The organism is Variovorax sp. DAIF25 (assembly GCF_050711835.1).
Classification (GTDB): domain Bacteria; phylum Pseudomonadota; class Gammaproteobacteria; order Burkholderiales; family Burkholderiaceae_C; genus Variovorax.
In genome coordinates this window covers 2,294,180-2,320,210 of sequence record NZ_CP136637.1, presented here as the reverse complement: position 1 = coordinate 2,320,210, position 26,031 = coordinate 2,294,180, and the positions used below count along the sequence as shown (strand labels likewise).

Genomic DNA, 26,031 nt, shown 5'->3' with positions numbered 1-26,031 from the left:
ATGACGATCGACATCGGACGCAGGCACTGGACGATGGCCGTGCTGGCCTCGCTGGCCGGCCTGCCCGAGCTGGCCAGCGCGCAGCCGGAAACCCGGCCGCTGACCTTGCTCGTGCCCTATGCCGCCGGCGGCGCGGCCGACCCCGTGGTGCGCCCGCTCGCGCAGCGCCTGCAGGAAGTGCTCGCGCGCACCGTGCTGGTCGACAACAAGGCCGGTGCCAACGGACTCATCGGCACGCAGTACCTGCTGCGCCAGCCGCCCGACGGCCTGACGATGCTGTTCCACATCACGAGCCTGATCCAGAACATCGCGCTGTCGCGCGGCAAGCCGCCCTACGACTTCGCGAAGGACATCGAGCCGCTGGTGCTGCTGGGCCGCCAGGCGGTGGTGCTGGTGGTGCCCGCGTCGAGCCCCTACCAGAGCCTGGCCGACCTCGCGCGCGCGGCCAAGGCCAACCCGGGCAACTTCTCGTTCGGCTCCTATGGCGCGGGCTCGACCTCGCACATCTACGGCGAGCAGTTGCGCGCGGCCTGGAACATCGAGATGCCGCACGTGGCCTTCCGCGGCACCAGCCCGCTGCTGCAGGACATGCTGGGCGGGCGCGTGCCGATGGCCTTCGTCTCGGCCGCCACCGCGATCGAGCGCCAGGGCGACAAGGGACTGCGCTCGATCGCGGTGGCGCACAGCAAGCGGCTGACCGCGCTGCCGCAGGTGCCCACGCTGCACGAGCTCGGCTACGCGGGCTTCGACTACACGGGTTGGTGGGGGCTGTTCCTGCGCGCGGGCACGCCGGCGCCGGTGGCCGAGCGCCTGCGCAACGCGATCCGCGCCATCCTGCAGGAGCCCGACATGGTCGGCCGGCTGCAGCTGGCCGGCCTGGAACCCAGCAGCGAGACGCCCGAGCAGATCACAGCCGCGATGCAGAACGAGTACCGCCACTGGGAAGCGCTGAGCCGGCGCTTCAACATCACGGCCGATTGACGCTGTCGCTCGTGCGGGCGGCGCGACAATGCGAAGCGCATGCCCGCGCTTTCCCTGCACCCGCCCGCTTCATGACCGCCGTCCCCGGCCCCTCGCCGAGCGCCACGCCGCCGCCGATCGCCGGCTGGTTCGTGCAGCTGTTCCTGCGCAGCGCGGACCTGCCGCCGGCGCAGGCCGAAGCGGTGCTGCGCCGTTCGGGCATCGATCCGCTGCAACTCGACGCGCGCGGGCTGCGCGTCACCGAGCAGGCCTTCACGCGCTTCCTGATCCTGCTGGCACGGCGCGCGCGCGACGAGGCCTGGGGCATCGCCTCGCGGCCGATTCCACCGGGCACCTTCCACACCCTGTGCCGGCTGATCGTCAATTGCCGCACGCTCGGCGAGGCGCTGGTCGTCATCGGCCGCTTCTACGCGCTGGTGGTCGACGACTTCTCGATCAAGATCCGCCGCGAAGGCGGCGAGGCCATCGTCTGGCTCAAGCCGCTGCGCACGCTCTCGCCCGAGCGACACGTGAGCCTGCATGGCGCGACCGTCTTCCTGCTCTACCAGTTCATGTGCTGGCTGGTCGACCGCCGCATTCCGCTGACCGCGGTCGAGTTCTCGTACCCGCGCCGGCCGACCAGCGCCGAGACGCTGCGCACCTACGACACGCGCGAGATCCGCTTCGAGCAGTCGTTCACCGCGCTGCGGCTCGAAAGCCACCTGGCCTCGCTGCCGATCATCGGCGGCGAGGAACGCCTGAGCCGCTTCCTCTCCGAGGCGCCGCGCACGCTCATCACGCGCTACTACGACCACAGCCGCGTGAGCGACCGCGTGAAGTCCATCCTGCGCGCGCAGGTGGGCACGCCGATGAGCCTGGACGACGTGGCGGCCCGGCTGCACCTGACACCGGTGACCTTGCGGCGGCACCTGGTCGACGAGGGCTGCGGCTTCTCGGAGCTGCGCGACGACGTGCGCCGCCGCGCGGCGCTCGACATGGTGCGCCAGGGCCACGTGAAGCTCGAGACCATCGCGCTGCGGCTGGGCTTCGCCGAGTACAGCACCTTCCACCGGGCCTTCCGGCGCTGGACGGGCACGGGGCCGACCGAGTACCGGGCCAACCCGCCGGCGTCCTGAGTTCAGGGTCCAGGGTTCGCGGGTTGCGCCCAACTCGCCAGCCAGTGCGCATCGGCCACCACGGATGTCGCGGGCCGCGGCAGCGAGGGCGAATGGCTGAAGCGCGGGGCCGGTGCCGGCTGCAGTTCGCCTTCGAGTTCGACGAAGACCTGGCGTGCCACGAGGTGCGGGTCGCGCGTGCTCGCGGCGAGGTTGTTGACGGGCGCCACGCAGGCGTCGCTGCCTTCGAACAATGCCTCCCAATGCGCGCGTGGCTCGCGTGCGAACAGTGCCTCGAGCGCGCGCGCCTGTTCGGGCCAGCGGTCGCGATCGTGTTGCGCGAAGGCCTTGGCGTCCAGGCCCAGGCGCGCGAGGAACTCGGCATGGAACTGCGGCTCGATCGCGCCCACCGCCAGATGCAGCCCGTCCGCGCAGCGGTAGCTGCGGTAGTACGGCGCGGCGCCATCGAGCACGTTGGACTGCCGCTCGTCGCGCCAGCGCGATGCGGCGCGCAGGCCATGGATCAACGACAGCAGCGACACCGTGCCGTCGCAGATCGCGGCATCGACCACCTGGCCGCGCCCGCTGCGCGCCGCCTCGTGCAGCGCCGCGAGCACGCCCACCGCCAGGTAGAGCGCGCCGCCGCCATAGTCGCCGACCAGGTTCAGCGGCACGCTCGGGCCTTCGGCGGGACCGATGGGATGCAGCGCGCCCGCGACCGCGAGGTAGTCGATGTCGTGGCCCGCCTGCTGGGAGCGCGGGCCCTCCTGCCCCCAGCCCGTCATGCGGCCGAACACCAGCGCGGGCCGCAACGCGAACAGCTCGGCGGGACCGAGGCCCAGCCTTTCCATCACGCCGGGCCGGAAGCCCTCGATGGCCACGTCGGCATGGCGCAGCAGTTCGCGCGCCGTCGCGAGGCCTTCCGTCGAGCGCAGGTCGAGCGCGAGGCATTCGCGCCCGCGCATCGTGGCGCCGCGCTCCATCTGCACCGCGCCGGGCCGTTCGATGCGAACCACCCGCGCGCCCATGTCGGCGAGCAGCATCGCGGTGAAGGAGACCGGCCCCAGGCCCGCGAACTCGACGACCCGCAGGCCGCGCAGCGGGCCGGCGGGCGATGGGGGCGCGTTCTTCGACGTGTCGTTCATCGCTGCATGGTGCCGCCGGGCTTGCGCCGCCGCGATGACCGCCGCGCTCGTTCCCCATGACCCCTGCGCGCCGCGCCATGCGGGTTGCACGCGGCGGTCATGGCGTGGGCCGGACGGGCCTTTCATCATGGCGCCAACCAAAGGAGCCGAACATGAAAGCATGGGTGAGTCATCGCCCCGGGGGACCGGAGACGCTGGTGTGGCAGGAGCTGCCCGATCCGGTGCCCGCCGACGGCGAGGTGCTCGTGAAGATCGCCGCGGTGGGCGTCAACTATCCCGATGGGTTGCTGATCCGCGACCTCTACCAGGTCAGGCCCGAGCGGCCCTTCGTTCCGGGCAGCGAGTTCTGCGGCGTGGTGGAGCAGGTAGGCCGGGACGTGTCGGGCCTGCGCGAGGGCGACCTCGTCATCGGCCGCTGCGGCTGGGGCGCCATGGCCGATCGCATCGCCGTGGCCGAGCAGCGCTGCGTGCGCGTGCCGGCCGACACGCCGCGCACGCAGGCGGCCGCCTTCATGTTCGCCTATGCCACCGCCTACCACGCGCTGTGCGACGCCGCCCAGCTGCAAGCGAAACAGACGGTGCTGGTGCTCGGCGCCGCGGGCGGCGTGGGGTCGGCCGCGGTCGAGGTCGCGCATGCGCTGGGGGCCCGCGTGGTGGCTGCCGTGTCCTCGCCCTCCAAGCTGGCCTTCGCGATGGCGCGCGGCGCGTCGGGCGGCCTCGTCTACGAACAGCAGGTCGAAGGCCGGGAGGCGCAGCAGGCGCTCGCGCGGCGCATCAAGGAGGCGGTGGGCGGCGACGGCTGCGACGTGGTGTTCGATCCGGTCGGCGGCGGCTACACCGAACCGGCCTTGCGCAGCCTGCGCCGCGGCGGCCGCCACCTGGTGGTGGGCTTCACCGCCGGCATCCCGAGCGTGCCGCTCAACCTGGCGCTGCTCAAGAGCCGCCACATCGTCGGCGTGGACTGGCGCAGCTTCGTGCAGGAAGACCCGAAGCTCAACGACCGTAACGTGCACTCGCTGCTCGCGATGTGGCGCGAGGGCCTGCTGCAGCCGGAGGTGACCGAGACCTTCGCCTTGGCCGATGCGCCCGCGGCCATCGCGCGACTCGATGCGCGCGGCGCGCTCGGCAAGATCGTCGTGGTCGCGTGAAGGCGGCGGCCTCCCGGGCCGCCGCTTTCTTCTTCAGTTCAGTTCGCCCGACAGGATCTCGCGCGCCATCACGATCTTCATGATCTCGGTAGAGCCTTCCATCTGCTTGCACATGCGCAGCAGGTTGTGGAAGTCGAAGAAGGGATAGTCCTCGATCGCGAGGCCGCGGCCGCCCAGCACCTGCATCGAGCGGTCGATCACGCGCAGCCCCGCATCCACGCAATAGGCCTTCACCATGGCCGCCTGCATCCGCGAGGCCGAGTAGCCGCCGCGCGCCACCATCCAGGCCGCGTAGTAGGTGTTGAGGCGGATCGATTCGATGTCGTACTGGTTGTCGGTCAGCATCCACTGGATCGCCTGGTTGTCGCCGAGCGCCTTGCCGAACACCTTGCGCTCGCGCGCGTATTCGACCGCCAGTTCCTGGCTGCGCTCGGCCATCCCGAGCGCGGTGCCGCCCAGGCGCAGGCGGAAGCGGTTGAACTGGTGCTGGGCGATGGAGAAGCCCTCGCCCTCCGCGCCCAGCAGGTTCTCGGCCGGCACGATCACGTTCTCGAGCCGCACCTCCTGCTCCGTGCCCCATTGCCGCGCAATCACCGGGATGTCGCGCGACTTCGTGAAACCCGGCGTGTCGTTGTCGACCAGGAACACGCTGATGCCCTTCGGCCCCTTGCTCGGGTCGGTGACCGCCGCGACCGCCGTGTACGACGCGAAGTGATGGCCGGTGCGCCACATCTTCGTGCCATTGAGCACCCAGTGGTCGCCCTCTCGCACCGCCGTCGTGCGGATGCCCGCGAGGTCCGAGCCGGCCTCGGGTTCAGTGAAGCACATCGACCAGCCCGTCTTGCCCTCGAGCACCGGATAGAGGTACTTCTCGCGGATCTTCTCGGGCGCCTGGTAGAGCACCGGCCAGGGCGCGAACGGCCCGCCCGGCATGCGCCGCGGCGACTTCGAGAACTCGGCCAGCACGATCACGTCCTCCATCGGCCCCAGGCCCTGGCCGCCGAATTCCTTGGGCACGATCAGCTTGGCCAGGCCGTACTCGGCCAGCTTGCCCTTGAGGTGGGCGTTGAGCTCGGGGCTGTAGTCGCTGTTGGCGACCGGCCATTCGCGGTAGTGCGGCAGGACTTCCGTCCCGATGAAGCTGCGCGCGCGCTGCTGAAGATCGCGTTGCGCGGGGTTGAGTTCGAAATCCATTGGTGTGCCTCTCGCGGTTCGGACATGCACCCGATGGCATGTCAACGCGATCGATTGGATCGGCGCGGGCGCGCGGCTTCCATGGCACTGTCGTTCAAACTGCATGACATCGCCGCCGGGCTCGCAGCGAATCGCAGTGTGTCGCGCGCGCGGCGCGGATACACGGGCATACGAAGGCCGCGCAATGGCGCGCGGAGGCGCCGAAGAATCGCGGCGCCCCCACTTCAAGAAAGCCTTCGATGAAAACCATCCGCATGGAAATCGCCGCCGTGGCGCTCGCGCTCGGTGCCTGCGTCTTCGCGGCCGTGTCCATCGCCGCGGACGGCAAGCCCGCCGCCTCGACGTCCACCTCCGCCGCGTCACCGATCTATGGCGTGACGATCCCCAAGGGGTATCGCGAATGGCAGCTGATCGCGCCCGCGCTGGAGTCCGAGCCGCTCAACGAACTGCGCGTGGTGCTCGGCAACAAGACCGCCGTCGACGCCTACAGGAAAGGCGTGCTGCCCTTCCCCGACGGCACCGTGCTGACCAAGCTCGCGTGGAAGCACGTGCAGTCGCCGGACTTCGAACCCGCGCTGGTGCCGGGCGCGGCGACCACGGTGCAGGTGATGGTCAAAGATTCAGCGAAGTACGCCGCCACCGGCGGCTGGGGCTTCGGGCGCTTCGTCGATGGCAAGCCGGTGGACATCGCGCAGCACCAGACCTGCTTTGCCTGCCATGCGGCGCGGGTGAAGGACAGGGACTATGTGTTCACGCGGCTGGCGCCGTGAGCTTGGGCCTGTCCAGTCCAAGCTCTGAGGGGAGGCGTGTTGCGCAGATTGGCTGGCCACCGTCAGCCACCGCCATCCCGCCGTGCAGCTGAGCGTGGTGCGAGACAGGCTCGATCCAGCCCCTCTCCAGCTTGGGCGCTGCAGATGCACACGACCTCATGTGCGCATCGCCGAGAGGTTGCCAGGGTCGCATCTCATCGCGGCTATGGCAACATTCGCCCCAACCAACGTTCGGGGCCAACGTAGACTCGCTCGGAAGCGGTCACTCATGCGCGGCCAGAACACCATTTCGGCGCAAAGCATGTCCAACACCCAATTTGCATTTCTCAGGTCCGAATCCCTTCCCAACCGTTCGGCTCTGCAAGGGTGGATCGACGAGCTGGGCTTCGACCTCCAACTCTGCCCCGATCTGGACCTCAAGAGCGATCAAGGCTTCTCGCCCTGCGTGCTGGAAGGGGATAGCGACGTCGGGCCAGAACTGTGGCCGAGCACGACAGCACAGGCGGCGGATGGAGACGATGGAATCCTCGAAATGGCCGGCGCGCGCGACTTCTGCGTTTCCATGGCCTGGCGAGGCAGCATGAAGGACTGTGCCGCGGTGATGATCATCAGTTGTGCGCTGGCGAAGTACTGTGATGCCGTCATCTCGTACGAAGGCGAGGCGCCCGAGCCTTTCGAGAACCTGTTGGCGGCGGCAGCCGAAGCCCTGAACGAAGCTCGCAAGACGCGATAGCAGCCTTGGAACGATCGGGGCATCGCTTTCCGGGCACATGACAGTGCCAGGCGCTATGGATCCAATGAGGAATGACGGAATGAAACCATGGACAGATCGCGGGATCAGCGGCGCAAAGTTGTTGCTGGGAGGCGCGCTGCTGACCTTGTGCAGCGAGCCTGCTACAAGAGCCGTTCAAGGGCAGCCTCTTCTGGCTGTACTGGCATCGCTTCTGTGCGGGGTCGTGGGACCGATCTGCGTCGTACTCGGGCTGTACCGCATCGGAACGAGCCACAAGCCAGTGGCCCGGAAGGCGCCGAAGGACACATCGAATCTCGATCGCTGAGTATTTGCGCCTTTCTCGAAATGAACATCGAGGCCGCACCAACGCATGCTGTAGACCTGGGTGAGCTCGAGAAGGCAAGAGAAATCCTGGCCGCCGGAGTCGATCCGGATGAAGGAAACGGCTTCGGCAAGACGGCGCTCGGTCATGGCCAACGTCGGAGAGTGCGCTTCTAGCAGAAGGCTAGGTCCCCTTTACAAGCCAGTTCTCGCCCATCTTCTGGAAGTAGATGGTGTCGGTCCCCTTTTGCGTTCCGCGGGTGGTTTCCACCTTGCATCGATAGTGCTCCCCGGAATCCTTCACCTCCCCCTCTTTGGCCTTCTCGCAACCGAGGTTCTTCACGGAATCGATCACCATTCCCCGGGTTGCGCCGAAGGCCTTGGTGAGATTCACGACATCCTCGTCTTTCGGCCCCGCAGAGCACGCCGCCAACGGCAGGCAAGACACGATCACGGCAATGAATCGAAACTTCATGCTCTCTCTCCTCTTGTAAACCTTGTTGCCCGATCAGCCGGGGGGAAGGCGCCGGCTGACTGCGATCGCAACACCGACGAGCACCGCGAAGAACGCAAGAAGCACCAGCGACTTCAATGGGCTGGCACCGGCAACAGCCATGTTCGACAGCGGCCTGCGCTGGAAACACGCGGGGCGGGTGCCGCCATCGGTGAGAGTCACCGATCCAATCGTCCAGTTTGTGCTGGCTTCGGCAGGCATTCGGTTCTTTCCCAGATAGGGTGATCCAGGATCACGGCGAATGGCATCCCACATTTCGCAGTAAGTGATTTCGGGCCCCAGGACCGACTTGGGGGGGACCACCCGCTTCCAGTCTTCGAAGGACGGCACCACGCAAGCGTCCTGCTTGCATTGCGCCATCAAACGCGGTTGAACCGCCTCGGGAATCTGTGCCGCCCTCATGCCCTGACGCACGAGAGTCTGCCAGGCAGCGCCTTTCAGGGCCAACGGATAGATGCTGAACTGCTGCGGTGTCGGTCTGTAGATCCAGTAGTGGAACAAGGCCCAGCTCAAAAGTACCGAAATGAGCAAGCCAAGAGAAAAGCAGCGACCTCGACGCGTCGTGAGCAATCCGAACGTCGGATCGAAGCCGCTGCCGGCAGACATGGCGACCTGCTCGTTGTCATGCGCTTCGAGCTTCTCCCTGGCTACTTTTTCGGTATCGCAATCCTCAATCTTGGCAAGTTTCTTCGTGTGTTCTTGCGCCAGGTCGGGATCTTTCATGTTTGCATTTCTTCTTGTTGAAATGGGTTGCGGCGAGGCGACTTGGAGGCGCCACGCTCGAGCAGGCTGGATTCTGAATTAAACCCACTATCGCCAATCAGCCAAGTTCTAGATACTTTCAATCCGATAATCGAATAGTGGTCCCGCCTCCAACCGAGAAACGAAGTCGAGAGCCGGCTCGAAGCGGCCCCTGCGCGGCGGAGTAGTGGTGTTTCCGGCTTGACGACAGCAAACGATCGAGGTAACCGACCTGGTCGGACCAATGAATGCAAAGCTCGGGTCCCGAATGGACAGGGCATCCAAGGGATGCGAGCGACACGACGTTCAACCACGCGCGGGACAGCGCACGACCGGGGGAATTGCCCGAGCTTGAGCCTCCTCGTCCCCCGTCTCCACCTCAGTTTCCTCTGCCAGCCCCGCGCGCTACTGGTCGGGTCGTCGGTCTATCTGCAGCAGGAGAGCTGGAAGCAGGTACGCCAAGCGGCACGGCCCAGGCGTCGTAGGCGTACACCCAGTCGACGTTGCCGCCCTCGCGCAGCCAGTTGTTGCCGAGCGAGCTGAGCTGCACCTGGCTGGCGCGCTCGATGCGGGCGGTCTCGAAGTCGGCCAGCGCGGCGGCGGTGCCGTCCACCGCCACGCCCTCGAGGTGGCGCGCGCAACTCGTCCACGTCGCCGGGCCCGGTCCAGGAATCGAGCTGCCAGCTGTCCTGCGGCGTGGTCGCGAGGATGAAGATGTCCTTGCCGCGGTTGAGCGGGAAGGTGACGACCAGGTCAACTGTCCCGTCCAGCCATCCAGGATTTTCAAGACGGCCTCACGTTCGCTTCAATGCCCTGCCGGGGCCGACTCCCCCGGCAGCTTGATGATCGCGCGAAGGCCACCCTCGGGCAGGTTGAAGAGCACCACTTCTCCGCCGTGCGCGCGAGCACAGGAACGCGCAATCGACAGTCCGAGTCCCACGCCTCCCTCGGAATGGTTTCGGGCACGGCTGCGCTGGAAGAACGGTTCGAAGACCCGCTCGAGCATGTCGGCGGGCAGTCCCGGTCCCTCGTAGTCGATCTCGATGCGGATGCCGTCGTCGACCACGAGGCGAACCCCGGCGTGGTGGCCGTGACGCACTGCGTTGTCGACCAGGTTGCTCACCGCGCGCTGCAAGCTGATCGGCCGGGCGCGGTGCGCATGCGGCGCATGTGCGGCCAGCGACACGTCACGGCCCAGGGCACGGTGCTCGTCCACCACCTCCTCGAGCATCGCCTGCAGGTCGATGTCCTGCATGCCTTCGCTCTGTGCATCGTCCTGGGCGAAGCGCAGGGTCTGCTCCGCCATCTGCCGCATACCGTCGAGTGTGCGCGTCATGAGGACGCGCAGCGCGTCGTCTTCCACCATCTCGACGCGCAGCCGCAGCGACGTGATCGGCGTACGAAAGTCGTGGCTGATGGCGGCGAGCAGCTGCGTGCGGTGGTCGATGAAGCGGGTGAGCTTGTCCTGCATCAGGTTGAAAGCAGTCGGCACCTCGCGTGCCTCGCTGGGTCCGGTGATGGAGAGCGGCTCGATGCGCTCGCCGCGGCTGACGCGCTCCGCGGCCAGTGCCAAGGCCTTGATCCCGACACGACGCTGGTCAAGCGCCTGCCGATGGTCTGGATCGGGTCGAAGGACTTCGCCGTACGGCGCGGCGAAGAGCTACCGCTGGCTCTGCTCGAAGCACCCTGCGCCTTCCGCGAGCCGGGCATCGAGGCACTCGACCGGGCCCGGCGGCGCTGGCGCCTGGCCTTCAGCTCACCGAGCCTCGCGGGACTGTGGGCGGCATCGTCGGCCGGGCTGGGCATCACCATCCGCACCACGCTGGGCCTGCCGCCGCAACTGGCGGTACTCGGACGCTCGAACGCCTTGCCGAAGCTGCCGGATATCGCGCTGTCGCTCTACACGGCCAAGGCTTCGCCGACACCGGCAGTGGCACGACTGCGCGAGATCCTGCTGGACGAACTTGCCGCCGCCACCCTCTGATCGAGGGCAGGCCGCCTTCGCGGGCCTGGGACAATGACGAGAGAACCTCCGCCTGGGCTCGTCCGCGGCGAAGCCTCTCGCTGACGAGGGTGAAGGACAGGGACCATGCGCGCTCTCGACCATTCGGGTGCGCTCGCTAGCCCCAATCCATTCTTGCGTGACGAACCTGGGCGATCAATGTCTCCAACGGCGTTGGCCGCGCCAGGTAATAGCCCTGAACCAACGGACAACCGAGCAAGCGCAGATGCTCGAGCTCTTCGACCGTTTCCACGCCCTCGCCCACCACCTCCATGCCCAGTGCGTGCCCGAGGTGGATGATCGAATCCACGAGCAGCATGCGCCTGTCGGAGCGGTGGAACTCCGATATCAGCAGTCGATCGATCTTGATCTGCTTGACGTACTTGTCGCCCAGCATCGCCAGCGACGAATAGCCGGTACCGAAGTCGTCCACCGCGATGGCGATTCCGGCCGCTGCAAGCGCTTCGAGCTGCCCGGAAGACGACAGACTGTCCAGCGCACTTTCCTCGGTGATCTCGATCCTCAGATGCCGAGGGGCGATGCCCTCGCGCAGCAAAGTCCTCGACACGATGTCGCTCAGAGGAAGATCTCCGATCTCACGGGGCGACACGTTCATGGCCACGGGAACCTTCTCGAACCGAGGGTCCGCATCCGCCAACGCGTGCAAGCCGTGGCAGACCTCCTGCAGGATGTGCTGCAACAGCGTTTCGCCCATCCCCATGACCGCGGCCGCGTGAACCACCTCCTCGGGTGAAGTCCATCCTTGCCTCGGATGGTTCCAGCGCAACAGCGCCTCCAGGCTATGGAGGCTGGAGCCATCGCTCGAGAGGATCGGCTGATACCACAGCCCGATCTCCCGTGCCTCAATGGCACAGGCCAGATCCTTTTCGATGTCCTGGCGGCGCAACAGACGTCGATGCATCGCCTCATCGAAGCGATAGCCCCATGCGCCCGTCGACCGCGTGGACGCGTGAAGCGCCTCGCTCGCGAAAGTCAGGAGGTCATCGATCTGGCGTGAAGCGCTGTCGCAAAACCCGACGTGCAGGCGAGTCAGGTCCGCTTGCCTGCCCAGACTCGATCCAAGCCCGAGGGATCCGAGGCTCGCGCGGTGGATCTCACCGGGAAAAGCCTCGGTGCCGCATGGCTCGTACAGCACGACGAACTTGTTGCCCGCCCACCGGCCCAGAACGCACCGAGCCGGATCGAATTTCGATGTCAGCCATCGAGCCACCTCCTGCAGCACCTTGTCTCCCAACGCCAGACCTTGTGTCTCGTTGATGATCGACAAGCCAAAGACTTCGAAGATCACCAAGCGCTGGCGCGGCCGCTTCTCCGATCCGAGCCAATGCGAAGCCGCATCGACAAAGCTCTGACGAGCGAGCAAGCCCGTGAGCGGATCTTGGACACTCTTCATCTTTCCCTCTCTGATTCTCAACGGCATCCATCCTGAAGATCCGATCCGTGACATCCATCCCTGTGCTTTTCTAGTGCTGATTGCGTGCCCCTTCCGCGCTTCGTGGGCGCGCTCTTTGGTGCGAGGGGGAACGGTGCCATGACGTCAGGAGCCTCGACGTGAGCGGTGCCTATCGGAAGAGTTCTGCAGCTTTGTGTCTGATGCGTCCTCGCTGTCGCCTTCCAGTTCCAAGGCTCCGAAGTCGGTGGAAGCAAACTCCGGCGGTACGTGCACGCCCTCGTCGTCCCGCCGAACCAGGCCGCGGTTCTCGAGTTCACGCATCGCCTTGTTCACCCCTTCACGCGAGAGCCCGGCATACGAAGCGATCACGGCCTGCGTGATCCGCTTGTCGTAGCCGCCGGGGCCGGCCGGGGCCAGGTGAGTCAGTTCATGAAGGACCCGGCCGACCAGCTCGACGGGCGAGAGCGAAGAAATCCGCCTCAGCTGACCATGAACCATGGAGACCCGCTTGACGGCCGACTCCAGGAGGCCCACGGCGACCTGCGGGAAAAGCGTGCAAAGACGCCGCAGCACATGGATGGGAATGAGGTAGACGGAAGAAGGAAGCGCTGCGATCAACGTGGACTGCGCCACATAGCTGTCTTCCTTCAATGAGGGGCTGAAAAAGAAGTCGTCCTTGCTGACGAAATCAGTGGTGACGCCTTCGCTGTCACCGCCGCTGCCGTGTACCACGACACGTAGCAGTCCGGTAGCGACGCAGTAGACATGCTCGGATGTCTCGTCTACGGCGAGGACGACATCGTTGCGGCGATAGTTTCGGAGCTCGGTGCTTTGAACAAGCAACGCACGCTCGCTGTCGGGCAGCGTGGCAATAAGTGGGTGCAGATACATGCTGGAACGGACGCGGTCTCCTCCTGCGTGCTCCAGCTCATCCCCCAAAAGGGGACCTGTATCGCTGGCCGTCAGGGTCCCGGCTTTTCCGTGATTGATGAAATGAAGTTGATAAAAACTGAAGCTGTTCTCTCTCTTTGCAGCAGTTGTGTGAAAGGCTGAAAGTGATAAGTCGGCATGGCAACGCGTGCGCCATCACGTGGCGAGCCGTCGTTGGCGGGGCCGTATGCCTTCACTCGGTGCGCCAGATCCACCGCGCTCGAGCGCGTCGAAATCGAGGCTGCGCAGCGACTGCGCACGACTTCGAGGTGATGGGCTCTGATGAGAATGCAGGGGGTCAAGAGAAGAACCGGCGAATCAAAAGGCTCAAACCGCCGAAGCGGTTTGAGCAAAAGTCCCCGGCAGCAAACCGTCCGCCGGGGGAGGGGCGAAACTAGATCACCGCACCGACGCGATCGTCGACACGGCGGAGTTGCCCACGGCCGTGGCGCTGACCTGGTTGCCGGCCGCGCGCAGCGTGCTGCCCGTCGCCGCGCCAGTGACGCCGATGCCGTAGTTCACGCTGGTGGCAGTCGCCACGACCGTGCCGCTGTTGGTCTGGAAGTTTCCGACCGCAGCCGTCGGACGGCTGGCGCTCGGCGCACTCACATTGACGCTGTTGGTCGCGGTGTTGCCGTACGCCTGCGCAGCGGTCGTGTTGCCGGTGACGGCCACGGTGCTGCCGCTCACGCCAGGCACGAGCACGGGAGCCGTCGCATTCAGGGCCACCTGGTAGCTGGCCGTGGCGGACGAGCTCACGTTGCCCGTGTTGCCCTGGTTGTTGAGCACGGCGGCGGCCGCTTGCGAGGCGCCGACGGTGCTGCCGGCGACGGCAGCGGGCGTCGCATAGCTGCTGCCCGCCGACACGTTGAGCACGTTGCTTGCCGCGTTGCCGCGAGCCAGCGCCGTCGTGCTGTTGCTGTCGATGGTCAGCCCGCTGTTGAGCGCAGCGGTCGCTGCCGGCACCCCACCCTCCAGGTTGAAGCCCGCGGCGGTGCTCGAGGTCGCGTTGACGGCGGCACTACTGGTCTGCGCATTGCTCAGACCGGCGTTGCTGCCTTGCAGCGCGGCGCCGGAGAGCGTCACGCTGTTGTCGGCGCGGTTGGCCGAAGCCTCTGCGGTTGTCGCATTGCCGGTGATCGAGAACGTGCTGTCCGCCAGGCCCGTGGTGGCCGTGGCCACACGATCCTGGTTGTACAGGCGCGTGCTCGCCGTGCTGGCGACCGAGGTGGACGCGGCCTGGCTGTTGCTGAGCACGTGGTCGCCGGTGGCGCCCCCCGCGTTCAGAACGGCATTGGTCGTGGCACCGACCGGCGTTGCGTTGCCCGCGGTGACCGTCAGCGCGTTCGTGGCATCGTTGATCACGCCCAGCGAAACGTTGCGGTTGTTGGCCAGCGCCACCGACGAGCCCGACACGGCGCCCGGCGCGTACAGCTCCGCGTCCGAGCTCGCGGCGACCGAGGCGGTGCTCGATTGCTGCGAAGCCAGCGCGGAAGCCGCTGCCAGGTTGGTGGCGGTCACGCCCAGGGTGTTGGTGGCCGTGTTGGCCACCGAGCTCGCGCGTTGGCTGTTGTTGGACACGCTCACCGTGGAGTTGCCGATGGCCGAGCCGGCCACGGTATCCACGGCGAAGCTGCCGTACACGTTGCTCACCAGCGCCGAGTCACCGGTCACCGATTGCACGTTCGACAGCGCGTTGTCCGCCTGCGCGCCCGAGCCGGTCACGAGGGCACCAGCGGTCGCCACCGTGCGGCCGCTGCCGGCTGCGATGGAGTTGCCGGTGACGCTCGTGGTGTTGGTCGCGCTGTTGCCCGTGACCGAGCCGGTGTTGCTGTTGCCGTTGACGGACAACTGCGAGCCGGTCACGGCACCCGAGACGGCCAGGATGACGCCGCCCTGGTTCGGGACGCTCGGCGTGGCCGGCGTGCCGGGGATGAGCCCCGACAGCACGGCCGCGCCCCCGTCCACGATCGCCGAGTAGGCCGACAGCGAGATCGTGCCGAGCAAAATCGCCGAACCACTGACGTTTCCGCCCGACTGCGTCCAGCCGTTGCTGGTGAGATAGGCCAGTTGCGCCGGCGAGAGGCTGGATGCCAGCACCGTCAGCGTACCGCCCGTCAAGGTCAGGGTGGCGCCGGAGCCCGAAACGGTCAGTCCGCTTCCCGTGGCACTGAACGTGAAGGGCTCGGGTGCGGTACCGGCGCTTCCCGCCACACCCGCCTGGCCGATCAGCGCATTGACGCTGGCGCTGGTCGTCTGCGAGTTCTGCAAGGCGGTGGTGGTCGACAGGCCGTTGCCCGACAGGCCCAGGCTGTTCGTCGCGGCGTTGCTGGTCGCCGAGGCGGTGGAGACGTTGTCGTTCGAGGCGATGCTCGAGCCGGTCACGTTGCCACCCACGGCGGTCAGCACGCCGGCGGCGGTGCCACCGACCAGCGCTCCGTCACGCTGCGTCGCGGTGACCGAGCCCGCGCCCGATTGCGCGTTCTGCACGCTGAAGGCGGCGTTGGTCGTGAGCGTGCCGGCGTTCGAGGTCGCGCCGGTGAGCGGCGTGGCCGATGCGGTGTCGATGCCATTGCCCGATGCGCTCAGGCTGTTGGTGCCGCGGCTTCCGAACGCCAGGGCCTGGATCTGGTTGCCGGAGGTGGCAACCGTCGAGGCCGAGACGTTGTCCTGGATGGCGGTGGCCACGACGGCGCCGCCGGTGGCGGTTGCCGAAACGGCACCGCTGGCCGTCTGTGCGCTGGAGACGTTGGCGATCGATGCCGCGCCCGCTGCGTCGACACCGGTGCCCAGGCTCACGCTGCCGGCGTTGCTTGCGTCGTTGCCGTAGGCGGCCGCGACGAAGGCATTTCCCTGGTTGGCGATCTGGCTGCGGGTGGCGTTGCCTTCCAGCAGGACCGTCAGCGCGCCCAGGGGACCGCCGAAGCCGGTGGCTTGCGCATCCACGTCGCCGAGTGCCGACTGGTTGTTCAGCAGGCCGTAGGCGGCGGTGACCGTGCCGCCCAGGCTCGGGGTGCTCGACAGCGTGGACGCCGGTGCCACCGAGGTGGGCACGGTGGCGCCGTTCGCGGCAACCGTCAGGGTGTTGCCGGTCGAGTTGCCGTAGGCGATGGAGCGCTGCAGGTTGTCCGACAGGGTCAGGTTGGTGTCCGTGATGTGCGTGCCGGCGTAGACCGCGGCGGCCGAGCCGGCCAGCACGGTGCTCACCGGCGAGGCTGCGTCCACCACCTGGATGTTCGCGATGCCCGCGCCCGAGCCGATGCTCGTTCCGGCCAGCGACAGCGAGTTCGAAGCGCTGTTGGCCAGGCCGACGGCCTCCTGCGTGTTCTTGCTTGCGCTGACCGTGCTGCCGGTGATGGTGTCACCGCCGGTGCCGCGCGAGTCGACGTACGCGCCCACGTACGAGCCGCCCAGCGTGGCCGAAACCGGGCTGGCGTAGTTGCTCTGCAGGCTGGTGATCGTGGCGGCGCCGCTGGCCGAGACGTTGCCATCGGGCGTGCGGCCACCGCTCAGGACGGTGGCGCCGGCGCCCAGCGGCAAGGCGTTGGCGGCCAGCGAGAGGCTCTGGGTCGCGCTGTTGCCGTAGGCGGAAGCCGCGGCGCGGTTCTGCTCGACGGCCACCGTGCTGTCCTTGGTGGTGCCGTTTTCCAGGCCGGTTGCAGCACCGATGATCGACGGTGCGGTGATGGCCGAAACGCCGCCGCCGAAGTTGCTCTGCTGGTTCGCGAGCGCGGCGGTGGCGGAGAAGGTCGCACCGTTCTGGCCGGTCGCAATCGCGCTGGAAGCGGCGTTGCCGGTGGCCGCGGAGGTGATCGCGTTGCCCGAGACGGTCGCTGCGCCGCCGTCGATCGACTGCACGGTGGCGGTCACGCTGGCGGCATTGGTGGCGCCTTGCAGCGCCACGCCGACATTGCCCTGGGTGTTCAGGATCGCGAGGTCCGCACCGAGCTGCGAGCTCTGGCTGCCGGCACTGTAGGTGCTGCTGTTGACGGTCGGGCCGCCCGAACCGGCGACGGAGATGCCGTCGGCCAGCACGATGCGGTTGCCGGCGACGCCGGCGGCACCCAGGGCTTCGTTGCCCGTGGCCGCGCTGGAGATGGTGTTGCCTTGAACCGACAGGGCGCCATTCAGCACGTTGGTGGTGCCCGTGCCGTTGCTGCCGATCGTGGCATCGATCGAGGTGACGGTGTTCGACGCGTTGTGCGTCACGCCCACGCCCTGGTTCAGCTGCAGATTGCTCACGACGGCCGAGCCGGCGAAGGTCGGTGCGCCGCCGGCCTGGATCGAGGCAGTGTTGGTTGCCGCATTGCCCTTGAGCGTGGCGGAGACGGTGTTGCCGTCGAGTGCGGGCGCCGAGCTCACGGCGTTCGCGCCGTCCGCGGTCAGATCGAGCGTGACGGCGTTGCCACTGGCATTCGCGGACGATGCGGGCCCGGTGCCCTGCTGCGCCGTGGTGACCACGATGCTGCCCGATGCCTGGCTGCTGTTCGTGGCGGCCGAATGGGTGCTCGTGGTGATGCCGGGGGCGTTGGAGACGTAGTCGACCGGAACGGTACCCGCTACCGAGGAGGCACCGCCATTGATCACGGTGGTGGCCGAGACCGTGTTCTGCGTGTTCGAGGCGCCGCCCGAGGAGAAGCCATTGAGGTTCACGCCCACCGAGTTGCCGCTCGCGTTGCTGGTGATGGCGCCGGTGTTGGTCTGCACGCCCAGCGATGCCGCGCCATCGAGCGCGATCGTGTTGCCGGTCAGGGACAGGTCGATCGCGTTGGAGAACTCATTGGCCTTGGCCGTGGCGTTCACCGTGTTTTGCGTCGTGGTGTTCGACGTGCCGGTCTGCACGCCGTCCACCGTGATGCCGATCTGCTGGCCGGCGGCGGTCGCCGACACCGGCTGCGACTTCGTCTGCACCGAATCCACGGTGAGGAAGCCCGAGGCGGTGGCGGTCGAGGTGGTCGCGTTGATGGTGGTGGTCGCGCCCAGTTCGGGCGGTGCGGCCATGGCGCCGCCGGCAGCCAAGCTGGCAAGCACGGCGAGGCCGACACGGCTGAGTGCCGGCGCCTTGATGGCACGCGACTGGAGATTGCGAGTCTTCTTCATGGAAGTTCCTTGGGTATTGATCAAAAGTTCCGAAAATTCGGTGGATCCGGAGGATCGATGTGGTGGTGGCGTTCAGCTTTCAGTGCGGTTTAGCTCCCTCGTCGTGTGTTCTCCTCTCGGGCTGGTTGAACCGGCCCGCCCTTGCCCGAGCCCGCGCCCTGGACGCGCAACTTGGCGACCTCTTGCAGCCCCGGACCGTCGCGATGGATGGCCGTGTCGGCCTTGTCGGGCCGCCAGCTCACGCTGATGCCGCCGGGCGCGATCCCGCGCGAGATCAGCGCCGATGTCACGACGCCGATGCGCTGGTCCGTCAGCAGATCGCGCTTGCCCGCGTCCCAGTTCTCGGTGTCGCGAGCCACCAGCACCACTTCGGTGGGCGCCTTGGCGGCGGCCGCCGCGATCTGGTCGAGCAGATTCAAGGTGCCGCCGGTCAGCGCCGCGGCGCCGAACTCGAACGGGATCTGCACGCTCGCGCCGTCGCCTGTGCTGACGGACGATGCGTTGCTGGCCGCGTTGACGGCCTCGCCCGTGAGCACGCGCGCGCCGCTGGAATCGACGATCGGGTTGGGAACCTTGCGAAGCGACTCCGCCGACTGGCGCGGCAGTTCATCGAACACGCGCATCCCGAGGCAGGGCTTCGGGTCGACCTTGGTGACGGCGGCGACCAGCCGGACCACGGCCTCTTCCAGCGCCGCGCGAATGCCCAGCTGCACCGGCTCCTGGCCCTTGGCGCCGACGTCCACGTCGAACAGGTCGTTGCGGAAGAAGCGGAAGACGTTGAAGCCGACCTCGTAGCCGTTGAACTGCTTGGTCAGGCTGATGGTCTTGAGGATCATCAGCGTGCGGGTGTCGACGATGCGCAGGTCGACGCCCACCGACTGGCTGAAGGTCCTGGCCTTGATGCCGACCTGGTTGACCGCGAACTCGGCACCACCCGAGTTGATGTTGTAGTTGAGCTCGGTGATGCCGCCGACGATGAAGTAGTCGGACTTGTTGATCGAGCCGCCGAAGTAAGGCAGCCAGGGCACCACTTGGTTGCCGGCCGGACCCGCCAGCTGGTGCGACCGGCCGTCGCCGAGCTGCCGGCGGTCGGCATAGCCGAGCTCGCGCTCCGCGATGACCGGATCGAAGCGCTCCGCGACCTGGACCGCGCCACCCATCTTGCCCAGGGCCGAATACACCATCAGCGCACCGCCCTGCGTGATGGCATTGCCCTCGTTGATGCTGTATTTGCCGGTGTAGTCCTTCACGTCTCCCACGGAGACCACGATGGGAGGCCTGGAGGTGGCGGCGACGTGATCGCCGTAGCAGGCGAGCACGGCCTCCATCGGCGTCACGTTGTCGCGCACGGCCGGTCCGAGAACGATGGGGGCTTCCTTGGGCGCTGCACGTTCCTGCGGGGCGGTGACGCAGCCCGCGAGTACGGCGAGTGCAACGGCCGCACCGAGCGTGCGTACCGCCGCGGTGGGCATCGGGCGTGGTCGAGCGAAGGTGATCGATGTCATGACTGGATTTCCGTCAGTTGAGCGTTCCGTAGGCACAGGCGGTGCTGCCGCTGACGCTTGCGCTCTGGCTGCCGCTGTTGGTCTGGTTGGAGTTGAGTGCCTGGGCTGCCCAGCCCTGCACCCCGGTGGTCGTGGAGCCGTTCACCTGGGAGCCGACGGTGCCGGCGTTGGCCTGGCCGGTGGTCACCGTGCCGCTGCCGCTCCAGCCGGTGTTGTCGTTGCCGGTCGAGGTGGCCGCGGCGCCGCTGGTGCTCGGCGAATTGGCAACGGTGCTGTTCGAGCCCTGGTTGCCCTGCGCGGTCGCGCTGACGTCGCAGTTGAACTGGCGCTGGATGTAGGTGTTGTTGGTGGTGCTGGCGGCGCCATAGCTGCCGGCCTTGCGCCGTTGGACCATGTCCTGGATGGCCGCCTGGTTGGCCTTGTCGGCCGAGGTCTGGAACTGCCACGCGGAGTTCTCTCCGACGTTGTTCGCCATCCCCTGGCCGGCGCCAGCGATCAGGCAGGCTGCGACAAGACCCTTCTCGAGCGATCGGGTGATGTCGTGCAGGCGCCAGAGCTTTTGGTGAGGGTGAGGTGAAGTGGTCATGAGGTGTCCGTTTGCTTGTGGAGTGCGGTGGGAGGGCCTGGGCGAAGGGCCGCCGGCGGAGACGGCAGAAGGCAACGCGCTCATGTCGCGCCGCCCGTGTGCTCTGTCGAGGAGGAGCGGATGTCCAGGTGCAGGGCGATCTGCGACTTGTCGCTTCGTTGCGAGTGACGGACCTTGGAAGCGCCGGGCCGACGCCGAATCTGGCGCGGGAGATCGCCGCCTTCATCGACGTAGACGCTTCCGGCCGCGGACATGCGCAGCGGAAGCAGATGGCCATGCGTGCGCATGCGCCGACGCAGGCGGCCGATGACCTTGGTGTGCAGCAGATCGATCGACGCTTCGCCCTCCTCCGCACCTTCATCGCTTCCGGGGATGAAGGCACCGGCGACATCACCGATCGAAGTCGCGAGCGAGCGATTGAGTTCCCGTACCTCGTGCGGCGCCAGGAACTGGCTCGGCGCATGAGCCACCCGCAACAGCAGCGAGCGTTCCTGGGGACGCAGTCGTACCTCGAAACCCTTTTCATCGGCCACGAGTCGCCAGCCGTTCATCGCGAGCCGCCAACTGCTCGAGCCCAACGAGACCTCCGCGGCGGGGGCGGTCTGCGCCGCGGGCTGGTCGGGGCGCGGCCTTTCGCGCATCTCGGTTCTTCGCTGCTGGCGAATGGCTTCCTCGAGCGCCAGGTACTGCGCGTTGATTGCGCTTTCGGCCTCGCTCGGCGCGGCCCTCGCGACGGGCGGAACCTGTGCCCGGTTCCTGTTCGACTCGCTGCAAAGGAGCAAGTCGCCCACGGTCTCCCGCAGCTGTTCCAGCAGAAGGTCCATGCGAGCGAGAAGAATGCGCATCTCGCCATTCATGCGCACGCCTCCCCTCGTCCGAGCCGTGCGCTCTCCATGAAAGAGCCCTCGAGCCACTGAGCGCCCGCGCGCAGCGCCAGATGCATGTCCTCTTCGCGCTCGACGCCATCGACCACCGCATGGCTTGCGAGGTGACCGGCCAGCGAAATCATTTCCTGCAGCCCTTCCAGTCCGAACTCTCCGCTGCGGGCTCGGCGCAGGAAGGACGGATCCACCTTTGCGATGTCGGGACGGCAGGCGTGAACGATGGCGAGGTCGCCATCGCGGCATCCGAGGTTGCGAACTGCGATACGGCAGCCCAGGGCCTGGAGGCGATTGCAGAACTCGCGCATGGCCTCGAGTGCGCAGACCGGGCCGCTCGCGCTGAACTCCACCACGAGGCGCGATGCCAACATGGGCTCGGTCTGCAGGGCGGCGAAGAGCGATGTCCACCAGTGATCGCAACGGGCGCTTTGCGTCGAGAGGCGCACGCCGAGACGCAACGCCGGGCGCTGGCGCAGGATCGCCAAGGTCTTGCGCATCGCATGACGATCCCAGAGCCTCGAGAGGCCAAGGCGCTCCAGGCACGGCCCATAGAAGCTGTCGCGGACTGCATCGGCGCGGCTTTCCTCCGGGACCGGCCCCGCGCTTGCAACGAGCGAGTGGTACAGGGAGGTCGAGCCGCCATACACGCCCACCACCGGGCGCCAGGACATGCCCAGGAATCCTCGGGAAAGCGCGTCGGCCACCCGCACGGCGACGTCCATGTCGCTGCGATATCGATGGCTCCAGCCATCGAGCTCCATCTGCTCGAACTCGGCGCATTGCTGGGCCGTCCACAACGCGAGTTCGACCTCCGTGTTGTCCATCTCGCCAGGAGGCCGCACATCGATCCAGTCGGCGTGCAGTTGCACCAGTGCCGCGATGCCGCGGTACACGATCGGGCGCTTGCCCACATGGGTGAGCACGGACTCGAGGTATTCGCAGGCCGACGTCAGCGAGGTGTCAACCGGAGCGGGGAAACTTTCGTTAGACCACAGCAAATAGCAGTCATCCCGCAGAAAGGCGAAGTCGGTGCTCTCCGTGCGTACGAACGAGAAACAGAGTCGGCGGCGAACCTCGCGACTGATGGCCATCGCGAAATCGATGCCGTAGGCCTGCGAGAGCTGTGGAAGATTCCCGATGAAGACGTATGCGCACGCACGTTGCTGCAACTGACTGGCAGTTGCACCGGCGCGGTCATGAGCGTTCGCGATCGAAGAGATCAGCGTGCGAGGCGAAACCGTCGTGCGGGCATGAAGTCCAGCAAAGAAACGATGTCCCCCGCTGGGCGATAGGGCAAGCATCCAAAACTCTCCAGAGTCTTGTTTCGAATACGTCGGCCTCGGACGAGGCAACGCTGGTTGTTTTTCGAACGGCAAGACTCATCCCTCCCGCAGCACGCGGGTCTTTGCATGGAGTCCGGCTGTTTTCGCGCAGGCGCACCCATCCCATCGAGACCGAAGCGGCTCGTTCAGCGAAGGGGGCGTCTGGGGTCGTGGGCGAGTCGTCTAGGTTCTGACGACCGGCTACCGCTGTGGGCGGTTAATGCTCGAGTGGTGCGCTAGGGCGAGCTGTCGAGATCCCCGGCGGCACTGTCTAAGGTGAGCTGCCTATAGCACGCGCGATCGTCATCGTTATCTCCGTTGCAAGCTGTAGTACGAATGGATACTACAGATAACAGTGGGAAACAGGTAGGCGCGCAGAATGAGTATGTGAATGCATTCACTTTTGGGAAACATTTCGCAGTAACGCGGCCCCGCATCCGGCGCGCTGTTTTCCCCACGCAACGATCTCGGGCTTCTACCGTATTTGTGGGATAGGCCACACTCGGAGATGCATGCTATTTGTCGCTCACGATGAGCGTGCATTGGCTTGGCGTTGCGCAGATCGGAATTGCCTGTTGTTCCAGATCCGGCGTGCCAGTGGGTGCAACAAAAATGGCAATGCGTTCACTCTTGGTGATCGCCCGCGCGAGCCGCATCGGCAAGTGATGCTCACGCAAGACCGGCGGCAATTCGACGACAACCTGGGCAGGCGCAATCACCCCTTGGATCGAGGAGCACGCGGTCCTCCCCCTCCACGTCCTCGCGCACGAGGAGTGTGGGCTGGTTCTTGAGGCAGGACTGGCGCAGGTGGAAGTAGCGCCCGTCGCGCGGGTGGGGCGCGGTGAAATGCTCGTGGGCGAACAGCGCGGTCAGCCGCTCACGAAAGACATCGCGCGCGGGCAGCGATGCCAAGGCGCCCGCCGTCAGCTCGCTCTGCGCCTGGATCCAGGCGGCCACGTCGCCGTCACTGCGCGCGTCGGCTTCGAGCCAGCGAAAAGGGTCGGCGACCTTTAGGCCGAACGCTCATCGACGACGTCGACACGACGGGTTGTGGGGTAGGCCATCTTGGCCATGAGGGGTTCGGACACCTTGTTCAGCTTTCGACCTCGTCTTTCGGGAGATCTCGAGATGCCGCATGCGCAGGGAAATGCGGCACCACGAACTCGCCAAGCTCCTGGACCACCTCGGCCGCCGGGCGCGATCCGTATTTGAGATTGAAGCCAACGTGGTTCACGCCGATGTCCCTCAAGGCGCCCAGGTACTCGACGAGAAATCGGTGGCCGGACTTGAAGCCCAGGAAGATGGGCGTGGGCGGCGCATCGGGATCTTCGGCCAGATCGATGTAGAGCGACTGGGCAAAGGGCTTGAAGCCCTGATGCAGCGAGCGCCATTGGCGGATCGTTCGGGCCTGCGGGTCCACGTTCTGCGGGTAGTGGAGCCATCCATCCGCGTGCTGCGCGATCCACGCGACGGACTGGCGCGAGTTGCCCGTGACCAGCACCGGAATGTCGCGCAGCGCCGGCTTGGGCAGCGTGTCGCCACCCGACAGGTCGACCCTGGGTGTAGCGACACGCGGGAAGTCCTCCCGCCAGGCCGTCCGCATGACGGCGAGTGCTTCACGAAACAGCTCGCCGCGGTTGTCGAGCGATTGGTTAAAGGCTGCGAATTCCGTCGGACGGTCGCCGGTGGCGAGCCCCAGCACCAGGCGCTGGTTCGAAAGCCGGTCCACGGACGCGGCGGCCTTGGCGACATGCAGGGGATGCCGCAGCGTCGTGACGATGCTGCCGGTGGCCAGCGCGATGCGCGAGGTGTGCGCACCCACATGGCCCATGAACACCCAGGGGTCGTAGATATGCCCCACGTCGCCGAAGGAAGGCACATGGAGGGGCACGTCCCTGAAATAGAGCGCCGCGAAGCCATGCGACTCGGCCATCTTCGCGATGCCGACCTGGCTGGCCACGTCCATCTCCGGGATCGCGCCCTGATAAGACTCGATCGCGAAGAAGAAACCCAGCGTCAGCTGCCCCTCCTTGAACATGGCCGAGTAGCCAGGATGCTGATCGAAATTCGTCATGCCTTCCAACTCAGTGCCCGTGCCGGGGCACGGCGTCCAGAGGCTGCTTCTCCAGCTTGCTCTTGCGCTGGTAGGCGCGCCAGGTCATGGCCCAGTGCGCGGGGTTGTCGATCAACGCGTTCTTCAGTCGGTGCACCGCCTGGTTGTGCGGGGCCGTCTTCACGAGCTCGGGATTCGAATAGGCCTCGTCGGAGATCCGGGCCAGCACGGCGATCCAGGTGTCGAGGGCTTCCTTGCCATACATCTCGCCCGCCTCCGGCGTGAAGGGCTCGGGAACCAGCCACGGATGGTGGCTGGTCCACATCGGGTCGATGCCGAAATCGGCCATGCGGTTCTGCACGTCATGCACGTCGACGCCAGTGTCTTCCTTGAGCTGCTGGAGGCTGTAGCGCGTCATCTCGAGGCGCGGGCTCTTCGCATCGGGATGGGAGCGCGTGACGCCGCGAATCGCGAGCAGGCCACGCTCCATGTAGTTGTTCGCGAGCACCGACAGGTCCGAGGCCTCGGCCATGCCTTCGGCCCCCATGGAACGCGACCACGCATAGGCCTTCACGATCACCGGCAGGTTGCCCCAGAACTCGCGGATCTTGCCGCAGCTCTGCGGCCGGTCGTAGTCGAGGCTGTAGCGCTTGCCGTCGAACGCCACCAGTGGCTTGGGCATGAAGGGCGCGAGTTCGGCCGAGCAGCCATAGGCGCCGACCGCGGGGCCACCCACGCCGCTCTTGGGCGCACCGAAGGTCTTATGCAGCATGAACATGCAGGCATCGAACCCCAGCTCACGGGCGCGGATCTTGGTCATCGCACCGTTGAAGTTCGCGTGGTCGTAGAAGCTGATGCCTCCCGCTTCGCGCACGATGCGGGTCCACTCGCGGATCTCCGGGTTGTAGACGCCCATGTCGTCGGGGTTGTTGAGCATCAAGGCGGCCGTGCGGTTCGAGACGGCGGCCTTGAGCGCTTCGAGCGACGGGTAGCCGTTCTCCTCGATCATCAGCGTGATGACCTTGAACCCGGCCGCGGCGGCGGTGGCCGCGCTGCTGGGGTGGGTCTGGATCGTGGTGATGATCTCGTCGCGCTGCGCGAGCTCGCCGCGGGCCGCGTGGTAGGCCCGGGTCACGGCGCAGCTCGTGTAGGCGGCGTCCGCGCCGCCGCCGGCCTGGAACACGAACTGGTCCATGCCCGACAGCTCGCGCAGGATCTTGTCCATCCCGTGGACGATCTCGAGCGCGCCCTGCATCGTGTCCTCGTCCTGGTACGGATGCAGGTGCGTGACCTCGGGCCGCCAGGCCATCGCCTCGTTGATCTGCGCGTTGTATTTCATCGTGCAGGTGCCGAACAGGCTGATGTTCATCATGCCCAGGGTCTGCTGCGACAGGCGCAGATAGTGGTAGAGCACCTCGGGCTCCGACAGCTCCGGCAGCGCGGGCTTGCGCGCTCGCCGCATGGTCGAGGGGATCAGGTCCGCGGCGTCGCCGACCGTGGCACGCACCGTGTCTTCGACGGGAGAGAAGAGAACGCCTCGGCGCCCTGGGTGGCCCATTTCGAGAATGACGGGCTCGCTCCATACCGGAGCGTGATA

The 26,031-nt window shown here is 66.8% G+C and carries 22 protein-coding genes and 1 pseudogene; 7 read left to right on the top strand and 16 right to left on the bottom strand.

Features of this window, described 5'->3' with window-relative positions:
• Positions 1–981, top strand: a complete 981-nt coding sequence (locus R0232_RS45185; protein WP_431513697.1) for a Bug family tripartite tricarboxylate transporter substrate binding protein — start codon at positions 1–3, stop codon at positions 979–981.
• Positions 982–1,052: 71 nt separating this feature from the next.
• Positions 1,053–2,096: an AraC family transcriptional regulator gene (locus tag R0232_RS45180; protein ID WP_431513696.1), complete on the top strand. Its 1,044-nt coding sequence runs from the start codon at positions 1,053–1,055 to the stop codon at positions 2,094–2,096.
• A 2-nt stretch (positions 2,097–2,098) separates the two neighbouring features.
• On the opposite strand, the gene R0232_RS45175 is transcribed toward R0232_RS45180, so the two are convergent.
• Positions 2,099–3,220, bottom strand: a complete 1,122-nt coding sequence (locus R0232_RS45175; protein ID WP_431513695.1) for a CaiB/BaiF CoA transferase family protein — start codon at positions 3,218–3,220, stop codon at positions 2,099–2,101.
• 152 nt (positions 3,221–3,372) lie between these two features.
• On the opposite strand from R0232_RS45175, the gene R0232_RS45170 reads away from it, so the two are divergent.
• Positions 3,373–4,368 carry an NADPH:quinone oxidoreductase family protein gene (locus R0232_RS45170; RefSeq protein ID WP_431513694.1) on the top strand — a complete coding sequence of 332 codons (996 nt, stop codon included), beginning with the start codon at positions 3,373–3,375 and terminating at the stop codon, positions 4,366–4,368.
• Positions 4,369–4,401: 33 nt separating this feature from the next.
• Here R0232_RS45170 and R0232_RS45165 read toward each other — a convergent pair whose 3' ends face one another.
• A complete protein-coding gene (locus R0232_RS45165) occupies positions 4,402–5,562 on the bottom strand; it encodes an acyl-CoA dehydrogenase family protein (protein WP_431513693.1) in 1,161 nt (386 codons plus the stop codon).
• Positions 5,563–5,801: 239 nt separating this feature from the next.
• On the opposite strand from R0232_RS45165, the gene R0232_RS45160 reads away from it, so the two are divergent.
• The 3 genes from R0232_RS45160 to R0232_RS45150 all read left to right on the top strand — a co-directional run bounded on the left by R0232_RS45160 (position 5,802) and on the right by R0232_RS45150 (position 7,563).
• Entirely contained in the window at positions 5,802–6,332 is a 531-nt protein-coding gene (locus R0232_RS45160) for a cytochrome P460 family protein (protein ID WP_431513692.1), read from the top strand.
• 268 nt (positions 6,333–6,600) lie between these two features.
• Positions 6,601–7,065: a hypothetical protein gene (locus tag R0232_RS45155; RefSeq protein ID WP_431513691.1), complete on the top strand. Its 465-nt coding sequence runs from the start codon at positions 6,601–6,603 to the stop codon at positions 7,063–7,065.
• A 345-nt stretch (positions 7,066–7,410) separates the two neighbouring features.
• Positions 7,411–7,563 carry a hypothetical protein gene (locus R0232_RS45150; RefSeq protein WP_431513690.1) on the top strand — a complete coding sequence of 51 codons (153 nt, stop codon included), beginning with the start codon at positions 7,411–7,413 and terminating at the stop codon, positions 7,561–7,563.
• Positions 7,564–7,570: 7 nt separating this feature from the next.
• Here the strand turns inward: R0232_RS45150 and R0232_RS45145 are convergent, their stop codons facing one another.
• The 4 genes from R0232_RS45145 to R0232_RS45130 form a co-directional block, all read right to left on the bottom strand.
• Positions 7,571–7,861, bottom strand: a complete 291-nt coding sequence (locus R0232_RS45145) for a hypothetical protein (protein ID WP_431513689.1) — start codon at positions 7,859–7,861, stop codon at positions 7,571–7,573.
• A gap of 33 nt (positions 7,862–7,894) precedes the next feature.
• On the bottom strand, positions 7,895–8,623 hold the full coding sequence (locus R0232_RS45140) for a hypothetical protein (RefSeq protein ID WP_431513688.1): 729 nt from the start codon (positions 8,621–8,623) through the stop codon (positions 7,895–7,897).
• Between the two features lie 397 nt (positions 8,624–9,020).
• Entirely contained in the window at positions 9,021–9,254 is a 234-nt protein-coding gene (locus R0232_RS45135) for a hypothetical protein (RefSeq protein ID WP_431513687.1), read from the bottom strand.
• A gap of 192 nt (positions 9,255–9,446) precedes the next feature.
• Positions 9,447–10,214 (bottom strand): ATP-binding protein, encoded by a 768-nt coding sequence (locus R0232_RS45130; protein ID WP_431513686.1) that lies wholly within the window; start codon positions 10,212–10,214, stop codon positions 9,447–9,449.
• Between the two features lie 39 nt (positions 10,215–10,253).
• On the opposite strand from R0232_RS45130, the gene R0232_RS45125 reads away from it, so the two are divergent.
• Positions 10,254–10,625 carry a LysR substrate-binding domain-containing protein gene (locus R0232_RS45125; RefSeq protein ID WP_431513685.1) on the top strand — a complete coding sequence of 124 codons (372 nt, stop codon included), beginning with the start codon at positions 10,254–10,256 and terminating at the stop codon, positions 10,623–10,625.
• A gap of 136 nt (positions 10,626–10,761) precedes the next feature.
• Here R0232_RS45125 and R0232_RS45120 read toward each other — a convergent pair whose 3' ends face one another.
• The 10 genes and pseudogenes from R0232_RS45120 to gcvPB all read right to left on the bottom strand — a co-directional run bounded on the left by R0232_RS45120 (position 10,762) and on the right by gcvPB (position 25,992).
• Complete coding sequence (locus R0232_RS45120) at positions 10,762–12,057, bottom strand: EAL domain-containing protein (protein WP_431513684.1); 1,296 nt, start codon at positions 12,055–12,057, stop codon at positions 10,762–10,764.
• Positions 12,058–12,201: 144 nt separating this feature from the next.
• Entirely contained in the window at positions 12,202–12,948 is a 747-nt protein-coding gene (locus R0232_RS45115; RefSeq protein WP_431513683.1) for a Crp/Fnr family transcriptional regulator, read from the bottom strand.
• A gap of 438 nt (positions 12,949–13,386) precedes the next feature.
• Positions 13,387–18,087: a beta strand repeat-containing protein gene (locus R0232_RS45110; protein ID WP_431513682.1), complete on the bottom strand. Its 4,701-nt coding sequence runs from the start codon at positions 18,085–18,087 to the stop codon at positions 13,387–13,389.
• Between the two features lie 89 nt (positions 18,088–18,176).
• Positions 18,177–19,592, bottom strand: a complete 1,416-nt coding sequence (locus tag R0232_RS45105; RefSeq protein ID WP_431513681.1) for a CsgG/HfaB family protein — start codon at positions 19,590–19,592, stop codon at positions 18,177–18,179.
• Positions 19,593–19,605: 13 nt separating this feature from the next.
• Complete coding sequence (locus tag R0232_RS45100; RefSeq protein WP_431513680.1) at positions 19,606–20,178, bottom strand: hypothetical protein; 573 nt, start codon at positions 20,176–20,178, stop codon at positions 19,606–19,608.
• Between the two features lie 80 nt (positions 20,179–20,258).
• On the bottom strand, positions 20,259–21,035 hold the full coding sequence (locus tag R0232_RS45095; RefSeq protein ID WP_431513679.1) for a hypothetical protein: 777 nt from the start codon (positions 21,033–21,035) through the stop codon (positions 20,259–20,261).
• Positions 21,032–22,360: an EAL domain-containing protein gene (locus R0232_RS45090; RefSeq protein ID WP_431513678.1), complete on the bottom strand. Its 1,329-nt coding sequence runs from the start codon at positions 22,358–22,360 to the stop codon at positions 21,032–21,034. The genes R0232_RS45095 and R0232_RS45090 overlap by 4 nt, the downstream gene beginning before the upstream one ends.
• A gap of 690 nt (positions 22,361–23,050) precedes the next feature.
• Positions 23,051–23,389: pseudogene (locus R0232_RS45085) on the bottom strand (hypothetical protein); the annotation flags it as partial.
• Between the two features lie 85 nt (positions 23,390–23,474).
• Positions 23,475–24,455 carry an LLM class oxidoreductase gene (locus R0232_RS45080; RefSeq protein WP_431513677.1) on the bottom strand — a complete coding sequence of 327 codons (981 nt, stop codon included), beginning with the start codon at positions 24,453–24,455 and terminating at the stop codon, positions 23,475–23,477.
• 10 nt (positions 24,456–24,465) lie between these two features.
• Positions 24,466–25,992 (bottom strand): aminomethyl-transferring glycine dehydrogenase subunit GcvPB, encoded by a 1,527-nt coding sequence (gene gcvPB, locus R0232_RS45075; protein WP_431514672.1) that lies wholly within the window; start codon positions 25,990–25,992, stop codon positions 24,466–24,468.
• Positions 25,993–26,031 lie beyond the last annotated feature (39 nt).